Origin of the sequence: Nocardia sp. NPDC059180 (assembly GCF_042754945.1) — a bacterium.
GTDB lineage: Bacteria > Actinomycetota > Actinomycetes > Mycobacteriales > Mycobacteriaceae > Nocardia.
This window is the reverse complement of the sequence record NZ_JBHZBU010000003.1, coordinates 668677-689216: the sequence shown is the minus strand read 5'-3', so window position 1 is coordinate 689216 and position 20540 is coordinate 668677. Positions and strand designations below refer to the sequence as shown.

The following is a 20540-nucleotide window of genomic DNA, read 5'->3' as shown; positions in this document are numbered from 1 at the left end:
TGTGGTGGAGAACCTCACGACCACTCCTCGGCTGGTTCATCCGCGCTGGGCGCATATTCCGGTGGCGGGCCGCCGTGCGTCCACGGAGTCTCTTCGCGTGCAGGCAGTTTGGCCGGTGCATTGAAACTTGCCGGCGAGAACCGCGCGAAGCCCACGACATCACCGACCTCGGGCACCGATCCGGGTGGCGCGGTTAGGGCTCGCCCCATCCCGCCTTCGAGTTCGAGCACGATGCTGTCCTCCTCGATCTCGACGACCTTCCCCTTCTGTTTCACCCGGTCGATGCTGAACAGCGTCTCGTCGAGATTCGCGCGGTACGGGTCGTCGGTGGCGACCCGGATGTGGGGACGCAGTTTGCGGCGCGAACCGCTGGTGTCGATCCGGTCCGGTTCGCTGTCGAGCACCTCGGCACGAAAAGCTTCCCCGGCGAGTCGACGTTCGATCATCACGCGCGGGTCGTCGAAGGCGCGTTCGGCTTCGAAGATATCGAGGGAGCGTTCGCGGTCGAGCAGGCGGCGGACGGCGGGGACGGCGGAGTCGCGGCGGGCCTGGGGGACGCCTTCGGGGAGGTCGGCGGTGAAGCGGGAGAAGGCGGAGCGGTCGTTGAGCCAGCGGCGGGGCACGCTGGCGGCTTCGGGGAGGGTGCGCAGTAGTTCGATGCCTTGCCACATCAGGTGCCAGGTGGGTTCGAGTTGGGATCGCAGAGCGCTCTCCAGTCGATGCACGGCAACGGTTTTCGCTTCGTCACCGATCGCGTTGTCGTATGCCGCGATCAACGGGGCGAGCTCTTCGTTGTCGAAGCCGGGGTCGGTGGCGGGGCCGGCGGGAGGGGACTGGAGTGGGTCTTCGGCGCGGGCGGCGGCTTGGGGGCCGGTGAGGCCGTCGGGTGGGGCGATCCAGCCGAGGAGGGCGGCGAGGTTGGCGTCTTCGAGGGCGGATTGGCCGGTTGCCCAGTGCATGGTGAGGACGGTGGTCAGCGGCAGTAGTGCGTTCGAGCCGGGGTGTTCGGCGCGGTCGGCGAACCAGGTGAGCCAGCGGCCCAGCAGCGGTACCGACTCGGGGACTGCGGTGGGGCCTTCGGTGGGGTGGAAGCGGACCGAGCGGCCGAGTAGGCGCAGGAAATCGACGCCGCCGGTGTTGGGGACGAGCAGTTGGGGTGCGTCGTTGTAGCGCTTCCAATCCTGTGGTGCGTCGTCTTGTTCGTCGTCGGGATTGGTCGATGCGGGCCGGGATTTGATCGGCACCAGTTCGAAGTCGCCGGACTCGTCGGCGAAGGACGAGACGTAGGGCAGTACCCGGTCGGCGAGGTCGGCGATGAGTTGCAGGCGCAGCACGCGGTCGCGGGGCTGGGGGACGATGAGGAACTCGACGTCATCGGGTGCGGTGCCTGCCAGCAGGGCCAGTGGTGCGGCGGCTTCGCCTGCCAGGCGCAGCGGGACGATGACCAGTGGCCGGTCCGAGAGGTGGTGGTGGCGCACATCCGCGATCGGCTGTGCCCGCCCGGCCTGGGCCGCTTCGATTCTCGCGAGAGCGGTGAGGACGCTCATCCGGCGATCTCCAGGCGCAATCGGTGGGCGATTCGCAGCTTTTCGGCGATGTCGGCGTGTTCGGGTCCGGGTGTGAGGGTTCCGTTCGCCAGGCCGAGCACGGTATCCATCTGGTCGATTCCGCCGACGTCGTCGCAGACGCCGCGGCCGAGTACGTCGATCGAACCACACGCCTTGGCTTCGGCGCGGCAGGCGAAGGCCAGGTCGCAGGTGGACATGCATTCAGGCGCGTAGCGGGACGGGATGGCGGCGATGGTGGCGGCCAGCTTGTCGCCGGGCTCGAAGGTGGCGTCCGGCGGCAGGGTTTCCGCGAGGGCTGGGATCGAGGTGAGCCGGGAGAGCTGGCGGTAGATGACCGCGAGTTGTTTGCGCAGGTCCACCAGTTCGGCGGTGGGGCGGTTGGTGAAGTTCTCGGTGCAGACCAGGATCGCGTTGTGCGAGACCAGCTCCGGTGACTCGCCGATGTCGGTCATCAGCTCGCGGAGTGCGAGGACGTACACCGCGGATTGCCTTGCTGCGGAGGCAACCTGTACCGGATCGGCCCTACCGTCCACGACGGGGAACGACTTGATTTCGACGACGTGGAACTGGCCGTCGATCTGGAGCGCCACCACGTCGGGTTCCAGGTAGGCGGCGACGCCGGCGATATCCAGTCGCAGCATCGGATGGTCGAACATCGTGCCCTCGCCCGACTGGACTGCGTGGGCGAGGAGTTGACGGGTACGTTGGTATCGCACGGCATTTCCGGCGTTCTCGCCGACCGTGCCGAGGTCGTGGTAGGCGACCTCGGGGATGGTGAGCTCGAGCTTGTCGCGCAGCAGGGCCAGCAGCTCGGCGCACCCGGTGGCCTTCACCATCGCCTCGAAGGCGTTGCCGCGGGTGATCGCGAATTGGGACTGGCCGAACTGGGGTGGATGGCCGAGGGCTTGTGCGATCGCTGCTTTGTCGACGGCGGCGGCATCGAGGAGGGCTCGGCGGGCACAGCCGGGGTTGGCGGTGAGCGCGGCGATGGTGCGCGCGTTGTGGCGGGAGGTCGGCGCATCGCCGCGCAGTTGATCGAGTTGTGCTGTGAGAGTGCTCATCCGACCTCGCTTCGCCGGGCGGCTACGCCGAGCCGAGTTCCGAATAGTTGGGCGGCTGGGTCGTCGAGCTGGCGGGTTGCCCGCTGGGCGGCCTGTTCGCGCTGGTGGGTGTCTTCGTCGATATGTACCGCGAGTTCCCCGCGTGCGGCCTCGATCACTGCGGCGGGATCGAGCCGGTTCGGGGTGCCGTTGATTCCGGGAATCGACGTGGACAGCTGCCACAGCACCCGTCTGCCGGACGGTTCGGCGTGCTGGTTGGCGCTGACGTGCTCGGCGAGGCGGATCGCGACCTTCAGTAGATCGACCCGCGGGCTCAGTGGGCCGACCATGCGTTGTGCGAGTGGCCAGGTGCTCACCGCGAGCAATCCGCGGGCCTGGGCCAGCAGGTCGGTGGTCAGTGCTGAGCATATGTAGTACGGGCGGGCGAAGTGGGAAGCTCGGAAGGAGCGCTCCTCGTCGCGGCGCAGGCTCGTCAGTCGGGCGGGGACGAGTTCGCCGGAGAAGAAGCCGGTGTGCACTGCCAGCACCAGCTTTGGTGCGGATGGGACGGAGAGGAGGGTGAGGGCGCGGTGGACGTGCTCGCGGACCGGGACGGTGGAGGTCGCTGGGGGCGCAAGCTCTTCCGGTGCGGTGCCGAGGACGACCGCGTCCCATGATTCTTCGGCTCGTCGTAGCTCGGCACGGAGTCGTCGCGCGGTGGCGCGATCTCCACCGGCCGCAGCGCGTCGGACCTCGGCTCGCAGCTCTGCGATCTGTGCCTCCAGCTCTTCTGCTGAGTGCGTCACGGGTGAGAACTTATCCAGAGGTTCCAGTGAAGTCCAGTAATTGCCAGTATTCGTGGGCGCGTGTCGCGTGCTCCTACTGCCGGATCGGGACGAGCGAGCCGGCGAGGTCGCGGAAAGCGTCCAGGATGAGCGAGCCGTAGCGTTCCGGATCCGGCATCATCGCGTCGTCCGAGCTGAAGGAGATGACGATCTCGTTTCCCTGTGACGTAATCAGATGACGTAGCCCGTCGCCGTCCATTGTGGGGAGTACGCCGAAGATCCTGGCAATGGGCCTGTCGCAGAATTCGAGTGCTGTGGCGACCGGGGGCACGTTGCTGATGGTGGTGTTGACCAACGGGACGGTTTCGGCTGCCTCGAAGCTGCGTTGGGAGCGTGCCCAGCCCGCTAGCCGGAGAAGCCAGGATGGGGATGTTTCCACTCGGGATTCGGTGCGGAGGACTGAGACATCGGAGTTCCGTTGCTTTTCCGAGATGGCGGATTTCCGGATCGCCTGGAGTCGTTCGAGGGGGTCACGGATGTCGGTGTGGAGGTCGACGTACATCTGGACCAGTTGATTCGCGGACGTCCAGGTGGTGATGGGGCGCATGGACATTGGGACCATGGCGGCGAGTGAGCCGGTGGGGAGCTCGTCGCGTTCCGTCAGGTAGGTCGTCAAGGCGCCCGCGATGGTGGCCAGCATCAAGTCGTTGAGGGTGATGCGGGTGGGGCTGTTGGCTTTGGCTTTCAGGACTTCGGCCAGGGGGATTGTTACCAGGTCGAAGGTCAGTGGGTGCTGGACGCTGCGGTTGAAGCGGGTCGCGGGGCGGTGGGGGAGAGGTTGGTGGAGGTCGCCGGAGTCGGTGCGGGATTCGACGTCGGCCGAGCGCGTGCGACGTATCCCGTTTGCGAACCGGAGGGTCCCAAGGGTGAGGGCGTCGGCGGTGCGGAGGGCGGTGGTGGGGGTCGGCCAGCGAGGGTCGATCTGGGCAGGCGGGGGCACGGGGCCGTCGCCGAAGAGTTTGAGTTCCAGCTCGCGAGTAGCCACGCCGTCACCGACGCTGTGATGGAATTTCAGGACGACGAAGGTGGCGTCGCCGGGAAAATTCGGCACCTCGCGGACTTGGTCCATGACGTGGATCTCCCAGGGCGGACGGGAGAGATCCATTCGCGTGGAGGTTATTTCGGCGATCGTGCCGCGGACATCCGACCATGTGCCTGGTGTGGTGAGGAAGACGTGGTCGCGGATGTCGAGTATCGGGTCGGGGACCCAGTAGGGGAGGTCGAGCTCGAGCGGGACGCGCTGGATCCGGCGGTGAAAGAGTTTCGAGTGACCGAGGCGCGCTTGCACCCAATCGATTACCTGATCCGTCGTCAGAGGCTTCGTGTCGGAGGAGTCGAAGGCGTAGACCGCCACAATGTTCGACAGGTGCCGGTCGGTTTCGTCGTAGACGAAGACGGCGTCGCGTGGGTGCAAACGTTCCGCGGATACGCGCAGTGGGGCACCGGTTTTCATCACGCGCCGATCGACTGGGCGATCATCGGCCACGAGCTGTGCAAATCGTCCTCCCAATACCCCCAGGAGTGCGTGCCCATCGGCCGAATGTTGTAGGTGATGTTGGTGCGGCCGAGTTCGGCGGTGCGCTGGGCGAGGCGGGTGGTGCAGAAATTTGCTGCCGCTTCGATGGTGCCGCCGACGAGGGTTTGGTTGAGGAGTTTGCGGGTGTCGTTGTCCAGGCGGGCGTTGGCGAGGGTGTCGTGGATGCCGGGGAAGCCGCTGCCGCTGGAGATGTACATGGGGATGTTGGGCAGACGGTGAGCTTGCAGGTAGGGGTCGTGTTGGCGCCAGGCCTCACTGTCGAGCGGGCCCCACATGTTTTTCGCGTCGCCGCCGCCCATATTGATCACCGTTTTGACGAACGCCTGGCCGATGGGGTCGCTGGTCATCGCGCAACCGCTGTAGGCCGAGGCGCTGCGGTAGAGGTCGGGGGCCTGGATGGTGAGGTCGAGGACCGAGGTGCCTGCCATGGAGATGCCGGCGAGTGCGTTGACGCCGGTGGTGCCGAAAGTCGAATCGATAACGGGTGGAAGCTCTTCGGTGAGGAAGGTGGCCCACATATTGCGGCCGTTGTTCTCGAGGGTTTCGGCCAGGCCCTCGTCGGGGTTCTGCCAATCGGTGTAGTAGCTGAACGCGCCTTCCATGGGGATGACGACGTTGACGTGTTTGTCGGCGAAGAATTCGACGGCGTCGGTCTGGCCGAACCAGTTCGCGGCGTCCTCGCCGCCGCCTGCGCCGTTCAGCAGGTACAGGGTGGGCGCCGGAGCCTGAGTGTCTGTGGGGCGCAGCACTTTCAATGCGATCGAACGTTGCATCGATGGTGAGAAGACTTTGATCTCGACGAGTTGTCCGACGCCGGTGGATTGGCTCACCAGGACTGCGCCGGGGGCTGCGGACGCTGTTGTTCCGCTGACGACAACGGGGGTCAGCACTAACGCGACTGCGCAAGCGGTCGACGTAATTCCGCGCAACATACCGAGATTCATCTGCACATCAACTACCGATCACATGGAGATCGGGGGCACCCGCGTATGCGGGCGCCCCCGAATCATTGCCTGAGGGTTTACTTGCCGGGGGCAGGAGTGCCGCCGCTCAAGGTGATCAGCGCGTTGACGATGTTGGTGCCGTTCTCGCCGAGGCTGGCGGTTCCCATGCCCAGAATGTCGATGAGAGATCCCATTGTTTTCTCCTAGCGTTTCTGAAAATCGAGTCCGGAAGGCCGGGCCCGGTGGATCGGAAGTCTGATTGCCCGGATATCAGGCGATGAAGGTCTTGAGGCCCTCGAGCGAACCGAGGAAGACATCCAAGAGGCCATCGCCCGCCACGGCAGAACCGAGGGCCGGAATCATGGCACCGAGCAGGTCGCTGAGCGAACCCATAGCGAATCTCCTTCTACGAGACTTGTTGCGAATCCCTCCCGGATGTCGGGGACTACACCGAGAGGTAGGTCACGTAAGTGTCTCTACTGTGACGTGGGCAACATACCAAGCGACTGTTTGTGTTGACAAGAGGTTGTTTCACATTTTGTCGGGTCATGGGATGTGCTGGCAGGTCAAGGGGCTAAAACGCAGGTCACGCCCCTTGAATTAGGGGCATGAAGCGCGTTTCAGTCTTCGGTGGCGAGTGCCTGACGGAAGGTCAGCCGACGCTGGGTCTGCATCAATGAGCGGCGGTAGACCTTCTCGGCGACGATCACGATGCCGTAGGTGGCGGCCGCCATCAGGGCCAATGCGACGATCGGCTCCCACCAGGCGGCGCTGCCTTCGGCGAGCCGGCCGGGCATGGCGACGATCGACACGATCGGGACATACGACGCGACGACGCGCGCTGTACCAGACAGGAAAATTCCAGCAAACAGCACGATCATGATGAGCAGCGACATCGGGGTGGCCGTGGACTGGAGGTCCTCGCTGCGGGTGGCGAGCGATCCCGCGACCGCCCACAGGCCAGCCAGCGCGAGGAATCCGACGACGAAAAAGACGATGAACCACCCTGCCGCGCCCGCGATCTGAGCGACCTGGCCGCCTCTGCCGGTGGCCGCTAGACCGATCAGACCGGCCACCACGAACAGGGTGAGCTGGGCGAACGCCATCACGGTATTGCCCGCGACCTTGCCGATCAGCAACTGGCGCACCGGGATCGCGCTGGCCAGAATCTCGACGATGCGGTTCTGCTTCTCCTCGACCACGCTCTGCGCGATGGACATGCCGAACAGGATTGACGACAGGTAGAACAGGAACGCGAACACTATCGCGACGATGGTGGCGAGTCCGGCATCGACCGCTGCTTCGTCGAGGAGGTCGTAGGTGACGGCGCTGCCGCGGGCTAATTCCTCCAGCGAAATCTCGGCGGCGGTGGCGTTGTGCTCCAATGCGATCTGCTGGGCTGCGGCGGTGATGTAAGTCTTGACGTTGTCGTTTTCGGTGGTGTCGCCGATCAGCCGCCAACCGCCGGATTCGGCGAGCAGACCTGCTTCGACGTCGCCGTCGCGGACCTGTTGTTCGAGTGCGCCCACATCGGCCACTCGGCGCGCGGTGAAGGTGACGTCGGCGTCCGCATGATCGGCGATCGCGTTGGCGGTAGTGATGACCTGGCCGGCGGCCGGATCGGTGATCGCCACATCGATCTGTTCGGTGCGGCCGGTGACGAAACCGCTGATGGCGAGCGAGGCGATGATGGCAACGATCGTGACGACGGTGGAGATCAGGAAGTTCCGATCGTGCAGTTTGACCGCGATCTCGCGCTCGGCGACGATCAGCCAGGCTCGACGGGGTGCTGTGCTCATGCGGTCACCTCGCGGAAGATCTCGGCGACAGACGGTCGGACTTCGGCCAGCTCGTGCACCGAACCACGCGCGAGTGCCTCGGTGAGCAGGGCGTCGGTACTCACGCCGTTCAGCTCGAGCAGGACGCCCTGCCCGTTGCTCTCGACTACGTGCACGCCGGTGAATTCGCGCAGCCAGCCGGCGTCGCCGCCGATCCGTAGGCGATGACGCACCGGACCTGAGGCGCGCAGCTGATCGGCGGAACCGTCGGCGACCACGCGGCCTTTCGCGAGGATCACCAGGTGGTCGCACAACCGTTCCACCAGATCGAGCTGATGGGAGGAGAACAGCACCGGGACACCCTGGGCCGCATACTGTCCCAGCAAGTCGGCCATCGCGTCCACGGCAACCGGATCCAAGCCGGAAAACGGTTCGTCGAGGATCAGCGCCGACGGCTGCGCGATGAGTGCGGCAGCGATCTGCACGCGTTGCTGGTTACCGAGGGAGAGCGATTCGAGTTTGTCGCTGCCGCGATCCTGGAGTGCGAACCGCTCCAGCAGGTCGGAGGCTTGGCGCTTGGCCTCGGTGGTCGAGAGGCCGCGCAGACGGGCGAGGTAGATCAGCTGATCGCGGACGGGCTGTTTGGGGTAGAGGCCGCGCTCTTCGGGCATGTAGCCGAACGACCGCCGATCCGCCGCCGTGGCCTCATGACCGTTCCACTTGATCTCGCCGCCGTGCGCGGCGAGGACGCCCATGATCATGCGCATGGTGGTGGTTTTGCCCGCACCGTTGGCGCCGACGAAGCCGGTCATCGTTGCGGGGGCGACGGTGAATGAGACGTCGTCGACGGCGACGTTATCGCCGAATTTGCGCACCAGGTGTGCGACTTCCAGCATTGGGATCCCCACTTCGTCGTCCGGTGATGGTGTGAGCCGAGAACGCCGACATCCACCGTACTGTCTGGTTCTGTTATCGCTATGGAGCCGTGAGTCCATGAGCGGGAACGAGGATAGGTAGGCAGCGTGCCGCCGACCGGCGAGGCCGGAAGCCGGGTCCGTCCAGCGGCTACCGGGTCAACCGGATAGTCCGGCGCGGAAGGCCGCGACCTCACGCGCGCGGCTGTCGCCCAGATCCCGGTACAGTTCCTCCGCGAGATCGAGGATGGACAGCGCCTCCGCTCGCCGGTGCGCGGCGTCCAGCGCCTTGGCGCGCCAGAACAGTGCACCGGCCTGTCCTCGGGTCGCTCGCTCCTGTTCGAAAAACTCGGCGGCCGCTGCGAACTCAGCTTCCGCACCGGCGGCGTCGGCACTGGCCAGGAGGGCGCGGCCGAGGACCAGCCGGGTCTTGGCGACGTTGTCGGTCTCGTTATCCTGCCGCTTGAAGTAGTCGAGCGCCGGGCGAATGTCGTCGTCCATGCCCGCCCATCGGCCGTCGTCGGCGCGGGCGCGGTTGCGTTGCAGGCGGAGCAGCGCGAGGATGCGCTCCTTGTCTGCCGGGCCGATCGCGTCGTCGGATGCGGCGAGCGTGACGCCCCAGGACCGTTCATAGAAGTGTTCGGCGCGCCCGTGATCACCGGCACGGGCCGCGGTTTTGCCGAGCCACTCCAGTGCACTCTGCTCGCCAATGGCGTGGCCGAGCCGCCGGGCGTAGGTGAGCGATTCGTCGAAGCACTGTTCCGCGGCGCCGAGTTGACCGGTGGCCAGGTAGGCGGCGCCGAGCTGGGAGGCGAGCTGCATGATGCCGGCGTCGTCCGCGGCGGCCCGGGCGGAAGCCAGGCCGAGGACGTGAGTGTCGATCCAGGTGTCATGGAATCCGTAGAGGTGCTGGTACTTCCACACCAAGACACACAGCTGCCAGGCGTGGTCGTGCAGACCCGCACGATGTGCGGCACGGACAGCGGCGACTAGGTTCGGATATTCCGTGTCGAACCAGGCCAGGCATTCCGCGCGGCTCGGGGCGGGCAGCTCGGCAGCGTAGTACCGCATCGCTCGGTCGGTAACCGGCTTGACAACCCAGCGATTGGACAGCGCCAGGCCGCGGGGTATCGCGTCGCGCAGTACCTGGTCGATCCATCGTTCGAGCACCGCCGCGCGATCCGATGGTGAATCGGTAGTTTCGGCCCGCAGGCTCGCATCGCCGCGAAGCAGCGGATGGAATGCGTACCGGCCGGTACCGGACTTGGTGAGCAGATGGTATGCGGCGAGTCGCGTGAGTACCAGTGCCGCCCGAGTCTTCGCGATATCCAATGCTGCGGCGACGGTTGTTGCGTCGAAATCGGTGGCGGGCAGGACACCGAGGAGCCGGTAGGCCGTGGCGAGTTCGGGCTCGAGGCTCTGATAGGTGCTGTCGAGGAATCGAGCGATGCGCTTGTCGTCGCCGATATCGAGAATCGACAGGCCGGCGTCCCGGAGCTCGGCGAGCAGGTCCACGGCCGCCTCGGGCATCCAGCGCACCTGGGCGGCAAGCAGTTTGATCGCCAGCGGAAGCCCACCGCACATGGCGACCAGTTCCGCGGCCACGGCGGGATCGATCGCGTCCGCCGCATCGCCCAGATCGTGCCGGAACAGTTCGGCCGCAGATTCGGCACTCAGCAGTTCCGGCTGGAACGGCTTGAAGCCCTGCTCGGCTTCCAGATCGAACTGCGCGAACGGCGAGGTGGTGATGACGACCGCACCGGGAGAATCGAACGGAAGCAACAGCCGGGCCTGGGCTCTGCTGTCCATGTCGTCGAGTACCAGGACGAAACGCTTATTGCGTGCGACCGCGTGGTATTGGTCGAGCTTCGCGTCATCGGAGCCCGCTTGATCTGCATCGGAAACGCCGAGCTTGCGCAGCACCCGGTTCAGCAGTTCACCTGACGCGACGGGGGTACCGTCGGCGTCCCGGCCGCGCAACCAGATGAACGTATCGTCGAAGAGATCCCGTTTGTCCTTGCCGAATCTGGCCACCGCGCTGGACACTCCGAGTCCTTCGAGACCGCAGACATGCATGAGTGCCGGCCGTCCGCGCCTGCGGCAGGACTCGACATAGTCGGCCATGGCGTTCAGGAAGCCGTCGCGGTCGAAGAAGGGATCGGCCCACGGCGGTACCCAGTCACTACACACAACGGCCTCCCCTGTAGTCGATCATCCCCGCCAGACGACTCTACCGGATACCCCTTCGGCCGACGACGCGAAAGACCGCAGCCGAGGTCAGATCTCCTTGAAACGGAACGATACTCGCTGTTTCCCGAACCGGGCTACACCACCGTTTCCGTCGGTCGAAGCCGGACGACGGACATGGTGTGCGGCTGCGGCGAGTCCCGCCGGCCACATCGGAACATCGACCGGATCGGACAATTCGAGCTCGAACCTGCCGTGTCGGCGGTGCAGGATCATCAGCCGTTCGGGCTGCACGACAGTGACAACCATGATGGCGGCCGGATGGGCGCGGAGTAACTCGGCGTCGGTAGCGGCGTATTCGGCGCTATGGACCAGGATGTCGGCATTGGCGCATAGATCCCGCCGGGAATGCGTGATATCGACTGCGGCATAGGTTTCGGTTACCCGATGGCCGCGCTGTGGTGCGGCATTGACATCGTCGGGCCAGCTGTGGACGTGGAGCTCCGAGCCGTCGGCGCGGCAGGAGATCCGGCATGAGCGGATGGGTGCCCGATCCGTATTCAGCCCGGCCACTGAATAGGGCGGGACCGGTGCGCTCGTCGGTGGTCGCTCGAGGCCGATCATTCGGTAGAACGTGGAGCGGAGGACATCGGCGCATTGCCCGGGCCGGGAACTGACCCGCTGTGCGATACGTGCCGAGATCGCGGGGTCGTGTCGTGATCGAGCCTGCGACATCTGCTCGGCCAGCGGGCGTCTGCGGTCGAGACGGGGCGCTGTCCGGCCGACGAGTTCGGCCGCCGACCCCGCAGCGACCTCATGTTCCGGGAAGGCGGCCAGGATGGTCGGGATCGACAGGGCGGCAGCGTAACCGGTGACCGCACCGTGGTCGCCGATCACGACATCGGAGGCAATAAGCGCCGCCTGCCAGCCGTGCAGTGGGGGAATCAGCCGCAGGCCCGAGCGGAGCGCATCGGCCAGCCAGCGCCGGATCTGCCACGGCCCGTGGGCGAACCACACATTCGGGTGGATGATGGCGGTGACGATGTGGTCGCCGAGGGTGAGTTCCGCGAGCGCCGAGTCGATGAGGCCGGGGTTACGCCCCAGCAGTGAGTTCGGGCCCCACGTGGAGGTCAGCGTGACGATCGTGGTGTCCGGTGCGGCGCCGAGCGCCTGCCGATACCGTTGCCGCAGTGGGATGCTCGCGGTGAGGCGGTCGAAACACGGATCTCCGGCGACGACGGCGTTCGGCACGGCCTCGGGGGTGGTGTCGGCCAGCGTGGTGCGGTCGCGGTCGTGGGCGAGGACGACAGCGGCGGGAACCGAGCCGTCCCGGTAGAGCCAGCGGCGGCCGAGACCGTAGATATCGTGGCTCGTGGCTCGTGGCTCGTGGCTCGTGGCTCGTGGCTCGTGGCTCGTGGCTCGTCGCTCGTCGCTCGTCGCTCGTCGCTCGTCGCTCGTCGCTCGTCGCTCGTCGCTCGTCGCTCGTCGCTCGTCGCTCGTCGCTCGTCGCTCGGGCGGACGATCTTAGAGAATCCGATCCCGTGGGACAAGACCGCGAGAGGTGCTGAAATGCGGTGTAATTCGCCGCTGTGGTGGACGGCGAGGGCGGCGTCGAACGTGCTGGTGAGAGCGTCGGTCCAGGGGATGACGAGTGCGCCCTCATCGGCGAGTTGGCGTTCTACGTCGCCGGTGACGTTCGAGACATCCGGGAAGGTGAAGACGAGTTGGACTCGGCGGTCGGAATCGAAGACCGTGAGGATATCGGCGAGGCGGTTCCAGGCGGTCATGGTGTGGACGATGACGAGGACCGTGCGCGAGGACTGGATGGTGATCCAGTGCGGATGTCTCGGCCCCGCGGGGTCGAAGCGGTCCGCCGAACGTGACACGGTGTTCTCCTCAATCTGCACTAGCGCGACCACCGTAACCCGGCGTGGTGAGCCTCGGCGCCGCAGGTCGGCGCGGCTGTGTTGGCGGGGGCGTGCTCGGGTTGACGGGCTGAGAGCGGTCGGCCGGGGCGGCTGTGCGTGCGGCAGGGAAGCTTTTGCGCCGAGAGTGGCGTGTGGCAGCGAAACGGTGCGCGTGGCGGTCGACATCCATCGGTGGTAGATGTCGCACATGACCAGCCAACTGTGGTTGACCGCGGTGGTGGCGATCGTCGGCAATCTGACGCTCGTCGCCAACGTGATCCTGACCAGCCGCAATGCCACGAAGCTCGCGCACCGGAATCAACTGATCTCACTGCAGTCCGCGCGGACCGCGAAACTCGAGGACGCGTGCCACCAGTTCCTCGTCGCTGCTCGGCAGGTGCGTTCGCCCGTTGCGGGCCTGCGAGCTGAAGAGAAGTACTCGGGGTTGTCGGAGCTGCGGTCGGCGGTGGCGCGGATCGAGATGTATGGGTCGGGGCCGGCGCAGGACAAGGTGGTGGCGGCGTTGACGGTGCTCGAGAAGCTCGCGGCGGCACGTTCCAGCGGATCGTGGTCGGATTCGCTCGCCGCTGCGGAGGCGGACTGTGATGCCGCGCTGACGGATGCGCGGGGCGCGTTGGCTGTCGAGATCGGCGGGCACGCCGTGGCGGCGGTTTCCCGCGCCTAGCTGCGTGGATCGCGGGTCAGCGCGGTGTTCAGCACCCTCGGAGCAATACCACCTCCGGCGCGACTACGGTGCTGCGGTGCGGGCGTTCGGGTCGAATCCGCCCGGGACTTCGTAGATCACGCCGGTGAAGGTGGCGGCGAACAACCGGCCGGCTGAGAAGCCCTTGCTGCCACGGCCGTAGCTCACGACGCTGGTCAGCGGGTTGCCGCTGCTCAGGATGCAGTACTGGTTCGGGGCGTCGATGCGGATTACCTGGCCTGCGGTATTCAGCGGGACCACTGGGCGATCCGCCGAATCCAGTGTCAATCCGTCGGGGGCGGAGAGTGCATCGCCGCCGGTGAGGTCAAGCAGGGACTGTGGGGCTGCCGGGTTGGCAATGGGGATCCGGCTCACCCCTGGGTTGGTGAAAGTGCGGGCCACGTAGAGGTATTCGTCGTTGCGGCCGAGGACTGCACCGTTGGCGCTGGGAAACGATGCCCAGTCGGCCTGGACGGTGCGGTCGGGATTCACTCGGCCGATGAGGGACCCGAAATCGTTGGTCGCGTAGACGGTGCCGTCGTGGGCGGTGGTCACACCGTTGACCGCGCTCAGGCCCGCCGCGTAGGGCGTCCATGCGCCGGTATTCGGATCCATCTCGATCATGCCTGCGTGCCGCAGCGTATCGCCGACGAAGGAGCGGGCGTCGGCGCCATAGCCGACCAGCAGGGTGCCGCGCGGAGTCCACGTCAATCCTCCGGCGCCGCCGCTGGGGACGGTGGCGATCGGGACGGCCGGCGCGCCGGGTGCGTCGATGCGGAACACGCGCCCGGTGGTTGCGTCGGTGGTGAAGGCTCGGCCGCGGTCGTCGACGGTCAAGCCCTCCAGGGCGCCGCTGACGGTCGCAGCCACGGACGTCGGCTGTCCGGCGCCCGGACAGACCGGCGCCGCATGAGCTGTGCCTGTCGCGAAGGTCGAGAACATCGCGGCCGATATCACTGCCATACCCACTGCGAACGGCTTCATAGTGGACTATCCCACCACACGGGTTGCACGCCCGGGCGCCGTTTCGCAGCAGGGGCCGAGATGGCATCGTCGGGGCTCCCGGCGCAGAATGACGGCGAGTCTGGTATGCCTGCGCCCGTTGGGCTGCGTCGTCCACCAAACCGCAGGTGCTGGATGACGAATCGGCGCCGACCTGAGCCGGTCGGCACCGATGGTCGATGTAGATCGACGAAACACCACCACTAGCCCGTCATGCGGCAGCGACTTGGGTGCGAACTGTCCTCGCTGCGGTGCTTTTCGACGTAGCCGGTACAAACGACGGGCTGGCGGCCGCCGACGGTTTGGCGAATCCTGCTAGTGGTGGCGTCAGCCCGGATCCGCGACCGGCCCACTCATGCGGCCAACCAACTGATCAGCCGCGCCGAACCCTCAGCTACCGAATCGCGCCAGCACCGAGCTGGCTTCCTGAGACGCCGTGCCCTCCTGCGCGAGATGTGCCATCGCAGGCGCGATTTCCCGCCCGTGATGAGCCATCGCCTGCGCGTACAGACGCCCAGCGCGGTACGACGAACGCACCAGAGGCCCGGCCATCACGCCGGCGAAACCGATCTCCTCGGCCACCTTCGAATGCTCCACGAACTCCTCGGGCTTCACCCAGCGATCCACCGGGTGGTGGCGCGGAGAGGGGCGCAGGTACTGGGTGATGGTGAGGATGTCGCAACCTGCTTCGTGCAGGTCGCGCATGGCTTGGGTGACCTCTTCAGGGGTTTCGCCCATGCCGAGGATCAGGTTGGACTTGGTGACCAGGCCGGCTTCGCGGGCGGCGGTGAGGACGGCCAGCGAGCGCTCGTAGCGGAACGCCGGACGGATGCGCTTGAAGACGCGGGGGACGGTCTCCAGGTTGTGCGCCAGGACCTCGGGGCGCGAGGAGAAGACCTCGGCGAGCTGGTCGGGGATGGCGTTGAAATCCGGGATCAGCAGTTCGACGCCGGTGCTGGGGTTCAGCGCCTTGATGGCGCGCACGGTTTCGGCGTAGAGCCAGGCGCCGCCGTCGTCCAGGTCGTCGCGGGCGACGCCGGTGATGGTGGAGTAGCGAAGGCCCATGGCCTGAACGCTTTCGGCGACGCGGCGGGGCTCGTCCCGGTCGAGAGCGGCGGGCTTGCCGGTGTCGATCTGGCAGAAATCGCAGCGGCGGGTGCACTGTTCGCCGCCGATGAGGAAGGTGGCTTCGCGGTCTTCCCAGCATTCGAAAATGTTGGGGCAGCCTGCCTCCTCACAGACGGTGTGCAGGCCTTCGCGTTTCACCAGGCCTTTGAGTTCGGAGTATTCGGGGCCCATGGTGGCGCGGGTGCGGATCCATTTGGGCTTGCGCTCGATCGGGGTCTCCGCGTTGCGCGCCTCGATGCGCAGCAGCTTTCGGCCTGCCGGTGCTTGTGCTCGTGAGGTCACGAGTTCGACCTTACGCTGGTCGCATCGGCCGACGTGCCTGCCGTATCCCCGGGTGTGAGATGTTCGATAGCGTGCGCCGAAACGGGAATTTCCCCGTTCAACGCGGCAACAATCGCCGCGGCGACGAGCGGGCGGACCTCGGCGACGGTGACGTCGCGGCCGAGCTCACGCGAGAGGGTGGTGACGCCGGCGTCGCGGATACCGCACGGGACGATCGCGGTCCATCCGTCCATGCCGGAATTACAGTTGAGCGAGATGCCGTGCAGGGCGACACCGCGCTGCACGCGCACACCGATGGCGGCGATCTTGCGTTCGGCCAGCGGGCCCGCTGCGGGCAGCCACACACCGGAGCGGCCCTCGACGCGACCGCAGGTGACACCGAGTCCGGTGCACACGGTGATCAGTGCTTCTTCGAGGCGGCGCACGTAGTCGACAACGTCGACCGGCTCGGCGAGCCGGATGATCGGATACCCGACGAGCTGCCCCGGACCGTGCCAGGTGATCTTACCGCCGCGGTCGACCTCGACGACCGGGCTGCCGTCGATCGGCAGGTCCTCGGCCTCGGTGCGGCGGCCCGCGGTGAACACCGACGGATGTTCCAGCAGCAGCAGATGATCGGAGCCGGTGCCCTCGGCGCGCTGTGCGGCGATCTCGCGCTGGCGGTCCCAGGCCTGGTGATAGTCGATGAGCCCCAGGTCCTCGACGACGACGGGTGTGGTGTCGAAGCGAGCGGACCGGGTGATGGAGCGCGTGTGGTTCACCATCATGACGTTACGCCAGCCGCTATCGGCCGGACGCGGGCCTGTCGCCGGTCCCGGCGGGCCACGACGCGGGATCGCCGCGACCGATCGTGAGCTGCATGAGGGTCAGGTCCAACCAGCGCCCGAACTTGACCCCGACCTGGGGCAGCACGCCGACAGTCCGAAAGCCGAACCGTTCGTGCAGCGCGACCGAGCCGGTGTTACCGGATTCGATGGCCGCGACCATCGCGTGCACGTCGCCGGTGGCGCGAGCCCGGTCGATCAGTGCGGTGAGCAGCGCCGACGCAATCCCGCGGCGATGAAAGCGGTCGGCGACGTAGACCGAATTCTCCACCGTGAGCCGGTATCCGGATTTCGGGCGCCACGAGCCGTAGCTGGCGTAACCGGCGAGCTCGCCGTCGACCTCGGCGATCAGCACGGGACGTCCGGCGCCGGTGCGCTCCCGCAGCCAGGCGCGTCGCTCGTCGAGGCCGACGAGTTCCTCATCCCAGATGGCGGTGGTTTCGGCGATGGCGCGATTGTGGATATCCAGGATCGCGAGCAGGTCACCGTCGGTGGCGTCCCGGATGACGGTGTCGGAGCGGGTTTCGGTCGTCATCGGTGATTTCCGCCCACCGCCGCCGCGAGCGCCGCGCCGATGGTCGGGTGCTGGAACTGGTAGCCCGCCGCTTCGAGGACGGTGGGAATCGCGCGCGGACCGTGCAGGATCCCCTCTTGGGCGAACTCGCCGATGAGCGCGCGCAGCGCGAAGGACGGGACGATCATCGGCGCGGGACGGTGCACCGCGCGACCGAATGCGCGATTGAACTCGGCATTGGTGACCGGTGCGGGGCCGACCGAGTTGATCGGCCCGGAGATCGCGTCGTTGGTGAGCGCGAACAAGATCGCGCCGATCTCGTCGTCGAGTGAGATCCACGGCGTGTACTGGCGTCCGTTACCGAGTCGCCCGCCGAGCCCGAGCTGATACAGCGGCTTCAACATGCCGAGCATGCCGCCGTTGCGGGCGAGCACCACCGCGCTGCGCAACAGCACGGTGCGCGTGCCCGCCGCACTGGCAGGCAGGGTGGCCGCTTCCCAGTCCCGGCACAGGGTGGCCAGGAATCCCGTTCCCGCAGGACTGGATTCCTCGACCACCCGGTCGCCGGTATCGCCGCCGTAGATGTGCACGCCGCTGGCATTGATCAGCACCGGAACCCCGGCGGCCGCGATGGCACCTGCCAGCACGTCGGTCGGGGTGATCCGGCTGTCGCGCAGCTCCTGTTTGTAGCTGCCGGTCCAGCGGCGGCTGCCGATGCCCGCGCCACACAGGTTGACCACGGCGTCGGCACCGCGCAGCGCCTGCTCGTCCAGATCGGCGCGGGCTGGATCCCACACGTACTCGTCCGCCGCGGCGGCGGGACGGCGCACCAAGCGGACGACCTGGTGCTCGTCGCGGCGCAGTGCCGCGACGAGCGCCGTCCCGATCAGTCCGGACGAGCCGGCGATCACGACCTTCATTCGTGACCTTCCCGGTTACAGGCCGAGGTCAGCCTCGAACGCCGCCTCTTCGAGCCGATGCCGGATCGTGGTGAGGAAACGACCGGCGTCGGCACCGTCGACGAGGCGGTGATCGTAGGTCAGCGGCAGGTAGCACATGGACCGCACGCCGATCGACTCGTTTCCGGTCTCGTCGACGACCACGACCGGACGCTTGACGATCGCACCCGTGCCGAGCATGCCCGCCTGCTGCGGAAGCAGGATCGGGGTGTCGAACAGCGCGCCCTGGCTGCCGATATTGGTGATGGTGAAGGTGCCACCGGCCAACTCATCGGGCTTGAGGCCACCGTTGCGGGCGCGATCGGCGATATCGGCGATGGCGCGCGCCAGCCCGGCCAGCGACAGGTCGCTGGCGTTGTGGATCACCGGGGACAGCAGGCCCTGCGGGGTGTCCACGGCGATACCGAGGTGCACCGCGGCGTGGTAGGTGATCTCCTTGGAGCCCTCGTTGTAGCTGGCGTTGACGTTCGGGTGCACGCCGAGCGCCTCGACGACGGCCTTGGCGAAGAACGGCAGGAACGTCAGGTTGACGCCCTCACGCTCCTTGAAGCCGGCCTTGGCCTGTGCCCGCAGCGCCGCGATCTTGGTGACGTCGGCCTCGTGGACCTGGGTCAGCTGCGCGGTGGTCTGCAGCGATTCCCGCGTCTTGGTCGCGGTGATCTGGCGAATGCGGTTGGCCTTCTGCGTGGTGCCACGCAGATGCGCCAGTTCCGGCTTGGCGGCGGCGGGTGCCTTCGCGGCCGGAGCGGCCTTGGCGGGAGCAGCGGCGGCGGCAGGGGCCGGAGCCTTCTTGGCCTCCGCGGCGGCGAGGACGTCCTGCTTGCGGATGCGGCCGCCGACACCGGAACCGGTGAGGGAGGACAGGTCGACGCCGTTCTCGTCGGCCAGCTTGCGCACCAGCGGGGTGACGTACGGCGTGGCGCCGTTACCGGTGGCCGCGGCGGCCGGAGCCGGTGCGGTAGCAGCCGGGGCAGGGGCCGGAGCCGGAGCCGGTGCGGGGGCCGGAGCCGGAGCCGGTGCGGGAGCCGGAGCAGGGGCCGGAGCCGGGGCAGGCGCGGGTGCAGCGGCAGCCGGCGCGGGCTCAGGTGCCGGTGCCGGGGCAGGGGCAGGTGCGGGTGCCGGGGCAGCGGCGGCGGGCGAGCCGCTACCGATGACGCCCAGCTGCCCGCCAACGTTGACGGTGTCGTCTTCCTGCGCGGTGATCTCCAGCAACGTGCCCGCGACCGGGGACGGGATCTCGGTGTCGACCTTGTCGGTGGAGACCTCGAGCAGCGGCTCGTCCACAGCGACCTCGTCACCGACGGCCTTCAGCCAGCGGGTGACGGTGCCTTCGGTAACCGATTCGCCCAGCTCCGGCATGTTGACCGGGGTTCCGGACGCGGCCTGGGCCGGTGCCGCGGCTGCGGGAGCAGCTTCGGCGGGCGCGGGAGCCTGTGCGGCGGGCGCGGGTTCGGGCTCCGGCGCGGCGGCGGGCTCGGGAGCCTCGGCCGGCGCGGGGGCGGCGGCTTCGCCCGCATCGCTGATGATGCCGAGTTCGCCACCGACCTCGACGACATCATCTTCCTGGGCGACGATCTTCGACAGCACACCCGCCGTGGGAGACGGGATCTCGGTGTCGACCTTATCGGTGGAGACTTCGAGCAGCGGCTCGTCGACCTCGACCGTGTCTCCTTCCTGCTTCAGCCACCTGGTCACCGTTCCCTCGGTGACGCTCTCACCAAGAGCGGGCATCTGGACGGAGAAGGCCATGTCAGTTGACTCCTCTGACTGCTAGACGGGTCTACAACAGTTCGTTCCCCGGTGGTAGCTCACCGCGGGTCGTGGTGAGTTACCGGGCCGCCGATCATTGTGTGTGACACAGGCATTGTGCGTCGCACAGCCGATCGGTGCATGGCTCCGGGGATCCGTGTGGTTCTTGTACCGGGAACCATCCTTGCACTTATGGCCTCGCGACGTGGCAGAGGGCGTCCCTCAGACGGGAACTGGCACTATGGACTTACCGGTAACAAAGACCGGCCCGGCGGGGGACGAGGAGGTCAGCGCGCGTGGGTTTGCTCGATCGTTTCCGCCGGGGCGCGCGGGGGTCCGGAAAAGCTACTCGCGGGTACGGTAGCGACGCCCGCTATCTCGCCGAGTGGGTGCGCACGCATACCGGTGTCGAAGGGTTCATCGAACCGAAGACCACACTCACCGATGTGACCGTGGTGCTCGTGGCCGCCGACGGGGAATGGACGCGCCGGGCCATCGGTGAGCGCGGCGCCCAGAATCTCGCACGCGACCTGCGGATCCCCGTCTACGACGTGCACAAGACCGGCTATCCGCAGCGGATGCGCGATTACGACGCGCGCCGCCGGATCGAGCGGCAGCGTCAGATCGAACGCGATCTCGACGATCTGTAGCGCAGAAAC

General features: G+C 67.1%; 18 protein-coding genes. 2 read left to right on the top strand and 16 right to left on the bottom strand.

The genetic code is table 11. The features are described 5' to 3' along the window. Positions 1-14 precede the first annotated feature (14 nt). The 10 genes from ACFXNW_RS13585 to ACFXNW_RS13540 form a co-directional block, all read right to left on the bottom strand. Positions 15-1547, bottom strand: coding sequence for a hypothetical protein (locus ACFXNW_RS13585; protein ID WP_379417934.1), 1533 nt, complete (start codon positions 1545-1547; stop codon positions 15-17). Then, positions 1544-2629, bottom strand: coding sequence for a hypothetical protein (locus ACFXNW_RS13580; RefSeq protein WP_379417933.1), 1086 nt, complete (start codon positions 2627-2629; stop codon positions 1544-1546). Before ACFXNW_RS13580 ends, ACFXNW_RS13585 begins: the two co-directional genes overlap by 4 nt. Continuing rightward, on the bottom strand, positions 2626-3414 hold the full coding sequence (locus ACFXNW_RS13575) for a hypothetical protein (RefSeq protein WP_379417932.1): 789 nt from the start codon (positions 3412-3414) through the stop codon (positions 2626-2628). The genes ACFXNW_RS13580 and ACFXNW_RS13575 overlap by 4 nt, the downstream gene beginning before the upstream one ends. A gap of 73 nt (positions 3415-3487) precedes the next feature. Further along, positions 3488-4906 (bottom strand): wax ester/triacylglycerol synthase family O-acyltransferase, encoded by a 1419-nt coding sequence (locus ACFXNW_RS13570; protein WP_379418147.1) that lies wholly within the window; start codon positions 4904-4906, stop codon positions 3488-3490. After that, the gene (locus tag ACFXNW_RS13565) at positions 4906-5934 is read right to left on the bottom strand and encodes an alpha/beta hydrolase (protein ID WP_379417931.1); all 1029 of its coding nucleotides are present in this window, start codon (positions 5932-5934) and stop codon (positions 4906-4908) included. The genes ACFXNW_RS13570 and ACFXNW_RS13565 overlap by 1 nt, the downstream gene beginning before the upstream one ends. Before the next feature lie 270 nt (positions 5935-6204). Continuing rightward, on the bottom strand, positions 6205-6327 hold the full coding sequence (locus tag ACFXNW_RS13560; protein WP_256668652.1) for a hypothetical protein: 123 nt from the start codon (positions 6325-6327) through the stop codon (positions 6205-6207). A 227-nt stretch (positions 6328-6554) separates the two neighbouring features. After that, positions 6555-7733 (bottom strand): ABC transporter permease, encoded by a 1179-nt coding sequence (locus tag ACFXNW_RS13555; RefSeq protein WP_379417930.1) that lies wholly within the window; start codon positions 7731-7733, stop codon positions 6555-6557. Next, the gene (locus ACFXNW_RS13550; RefSeq protein ID WP_379417929.1) at positions 7730-8608 is read right to left on the bottom strand and encodes an ABC transporter ATP-binding protein; all 879 of its coding nucleotides are present in this window, start codon (positions 8606-8608) and stop codon (positions 7730-7732) included. Before ACFXNW_RS13550 ends, ACFXNW_RS13555 begins: the two co-directional genes overlap by 4 nt. A gap of 177 nt (positions 8609-8785) precedes the next feature. Next, a complete protein-coding gene (locus tag ACFXNW_RS13545) occupies positions 8786-10816 on the bottom strand; it encodes an NB-ARC domain-containing protein (protein WP_379417928.1) in 2031 nt (676 codons plus the stop codon). 87 nt (positions 10817-10903) lie between these two features. Then, complete coding sequence (locus tag ACFXNW_RS13540; RefSeq protein ID WP_379417927.1) at positions 10904-12064, bottom strand: hypothetical protein; 1161 nt, start codon at positions 12062-12064, stop codon at positions 10904-10906. 864 nt (positions 12065-12928) lie between these two features. Between ACFXNW_RS13540 and ACFXNW_RS13535 the strand changes: the two genes are divergently transcribed. After that, positions 12929-13405, top strand: coding sequence for a hypothetical protein (locus tag ACFXNW_RS13535; RefSeq protein ID WP_379417926.1), 477 nt, complete (start codon positions 12929-12931; stop codon positions 13403-13405). 63 nt (positions 13406-13468) lie between these two features. On the opposite strand, the gene ACFXNW_RS13530 is transcribed toward ACFXNW_RS13535, so the two are convergent. The 6 genes from ACFXNW_RS13530 to sucB all read right to left on the bottom strand — a co-directional run bounded on the left by ACFXNW_RS13530 (position 13469) and on the right by sucB (position 19881). Next, on the bottom strand, positions 13469-14293 hold the full coding sequence (locus ACFXNW_RS13530) for an SMP-30/gluconolactonase/LRE family protein (protein WP_379417925.1): 825 nt from the start codon (positions 14291-14293) through the stop codon (positions 13469-13471). Between the two features lie 522 nt (positions 14294-14815). After that, a complete protein-coding gene (lipA, locus tag ACFXNW_RS13525; RefSeq protein ID WP_379417924.1) occupies positions 14816-15835 on the bottom strand; it encodes a lipoyl synthase in 1020 nt (339 codons plus the stop codon). Continuing rightward, positions 15832-16602 (bottom strand): lipoyl(octanoyl) transferase LipB, encoded by a 771-nt coding sequence (gene lipB / locus ACFXNW_RS13520; protein WP_379417923.1) that lies wholly within the window; start codon positions 16600-16602, stop codon positions 15832-15834. Before lipB ends, lipA begins: the two co-directional genes overlap by 4 nt. Before the next feature lie 16 nt (positions 16603-16618). Beyond that, complete coding sequence (locus ACFXNW_RS13515) at positions 16619-17194, bottom strand: GNAT family N-acetyltransferase (protein WP_379417922.1); 576 nt, start codon at positions 17192-17194, stop codon at positions 16619-16621. Further along, the gene (locus ACFXNW_RS13510) at positions 17191-18093 is read right to left on the bottom strand and encodes a TIGR01777 family oxidoreductase (RefSeq protein WP_379417921.1); all 903 of its coding nucleotides are present in this window, start codon (positions 18091-18093) and stop codon (positions 17191-17193) included. Before ACFXNW_RS13510 ends, ACFXNW_RS13515 begins: the two co-directional genes overlap by 4 nt. 15 nt (positions 18094-18108) lie before the next feature. Next, a complete protein-coding gene (gene sucB / locus ACFXNW_RS13505) occupies positions 18109-19881 on the bottom strand; it encodes a 2-oxoglutarate dehydrogenase, E2 component, dihydrolipoamide succinyltransferase (protein ID WP_379417920.1) in 1773 nt (590 codons plus the stop codon). 296 nt (positions 19882-20177) lie between these two features. On the opposite strand from sucB, the gene ACFXNW_RS13500 reads away from it, so the two are divergent. After that, the gene (locus tag ACFXNW_RS13500) at positions 20178-20531 is read left to right on the top strand and encodes an oxidoreductase (protein WP_379417919.1); all 354 of its coding nucleotides are present in this window, start codon (positions 20178-20180) and stop codon (positions 20529-20531) included. Positions 20532-20540 lie beyond the last annotated feature (9 nt).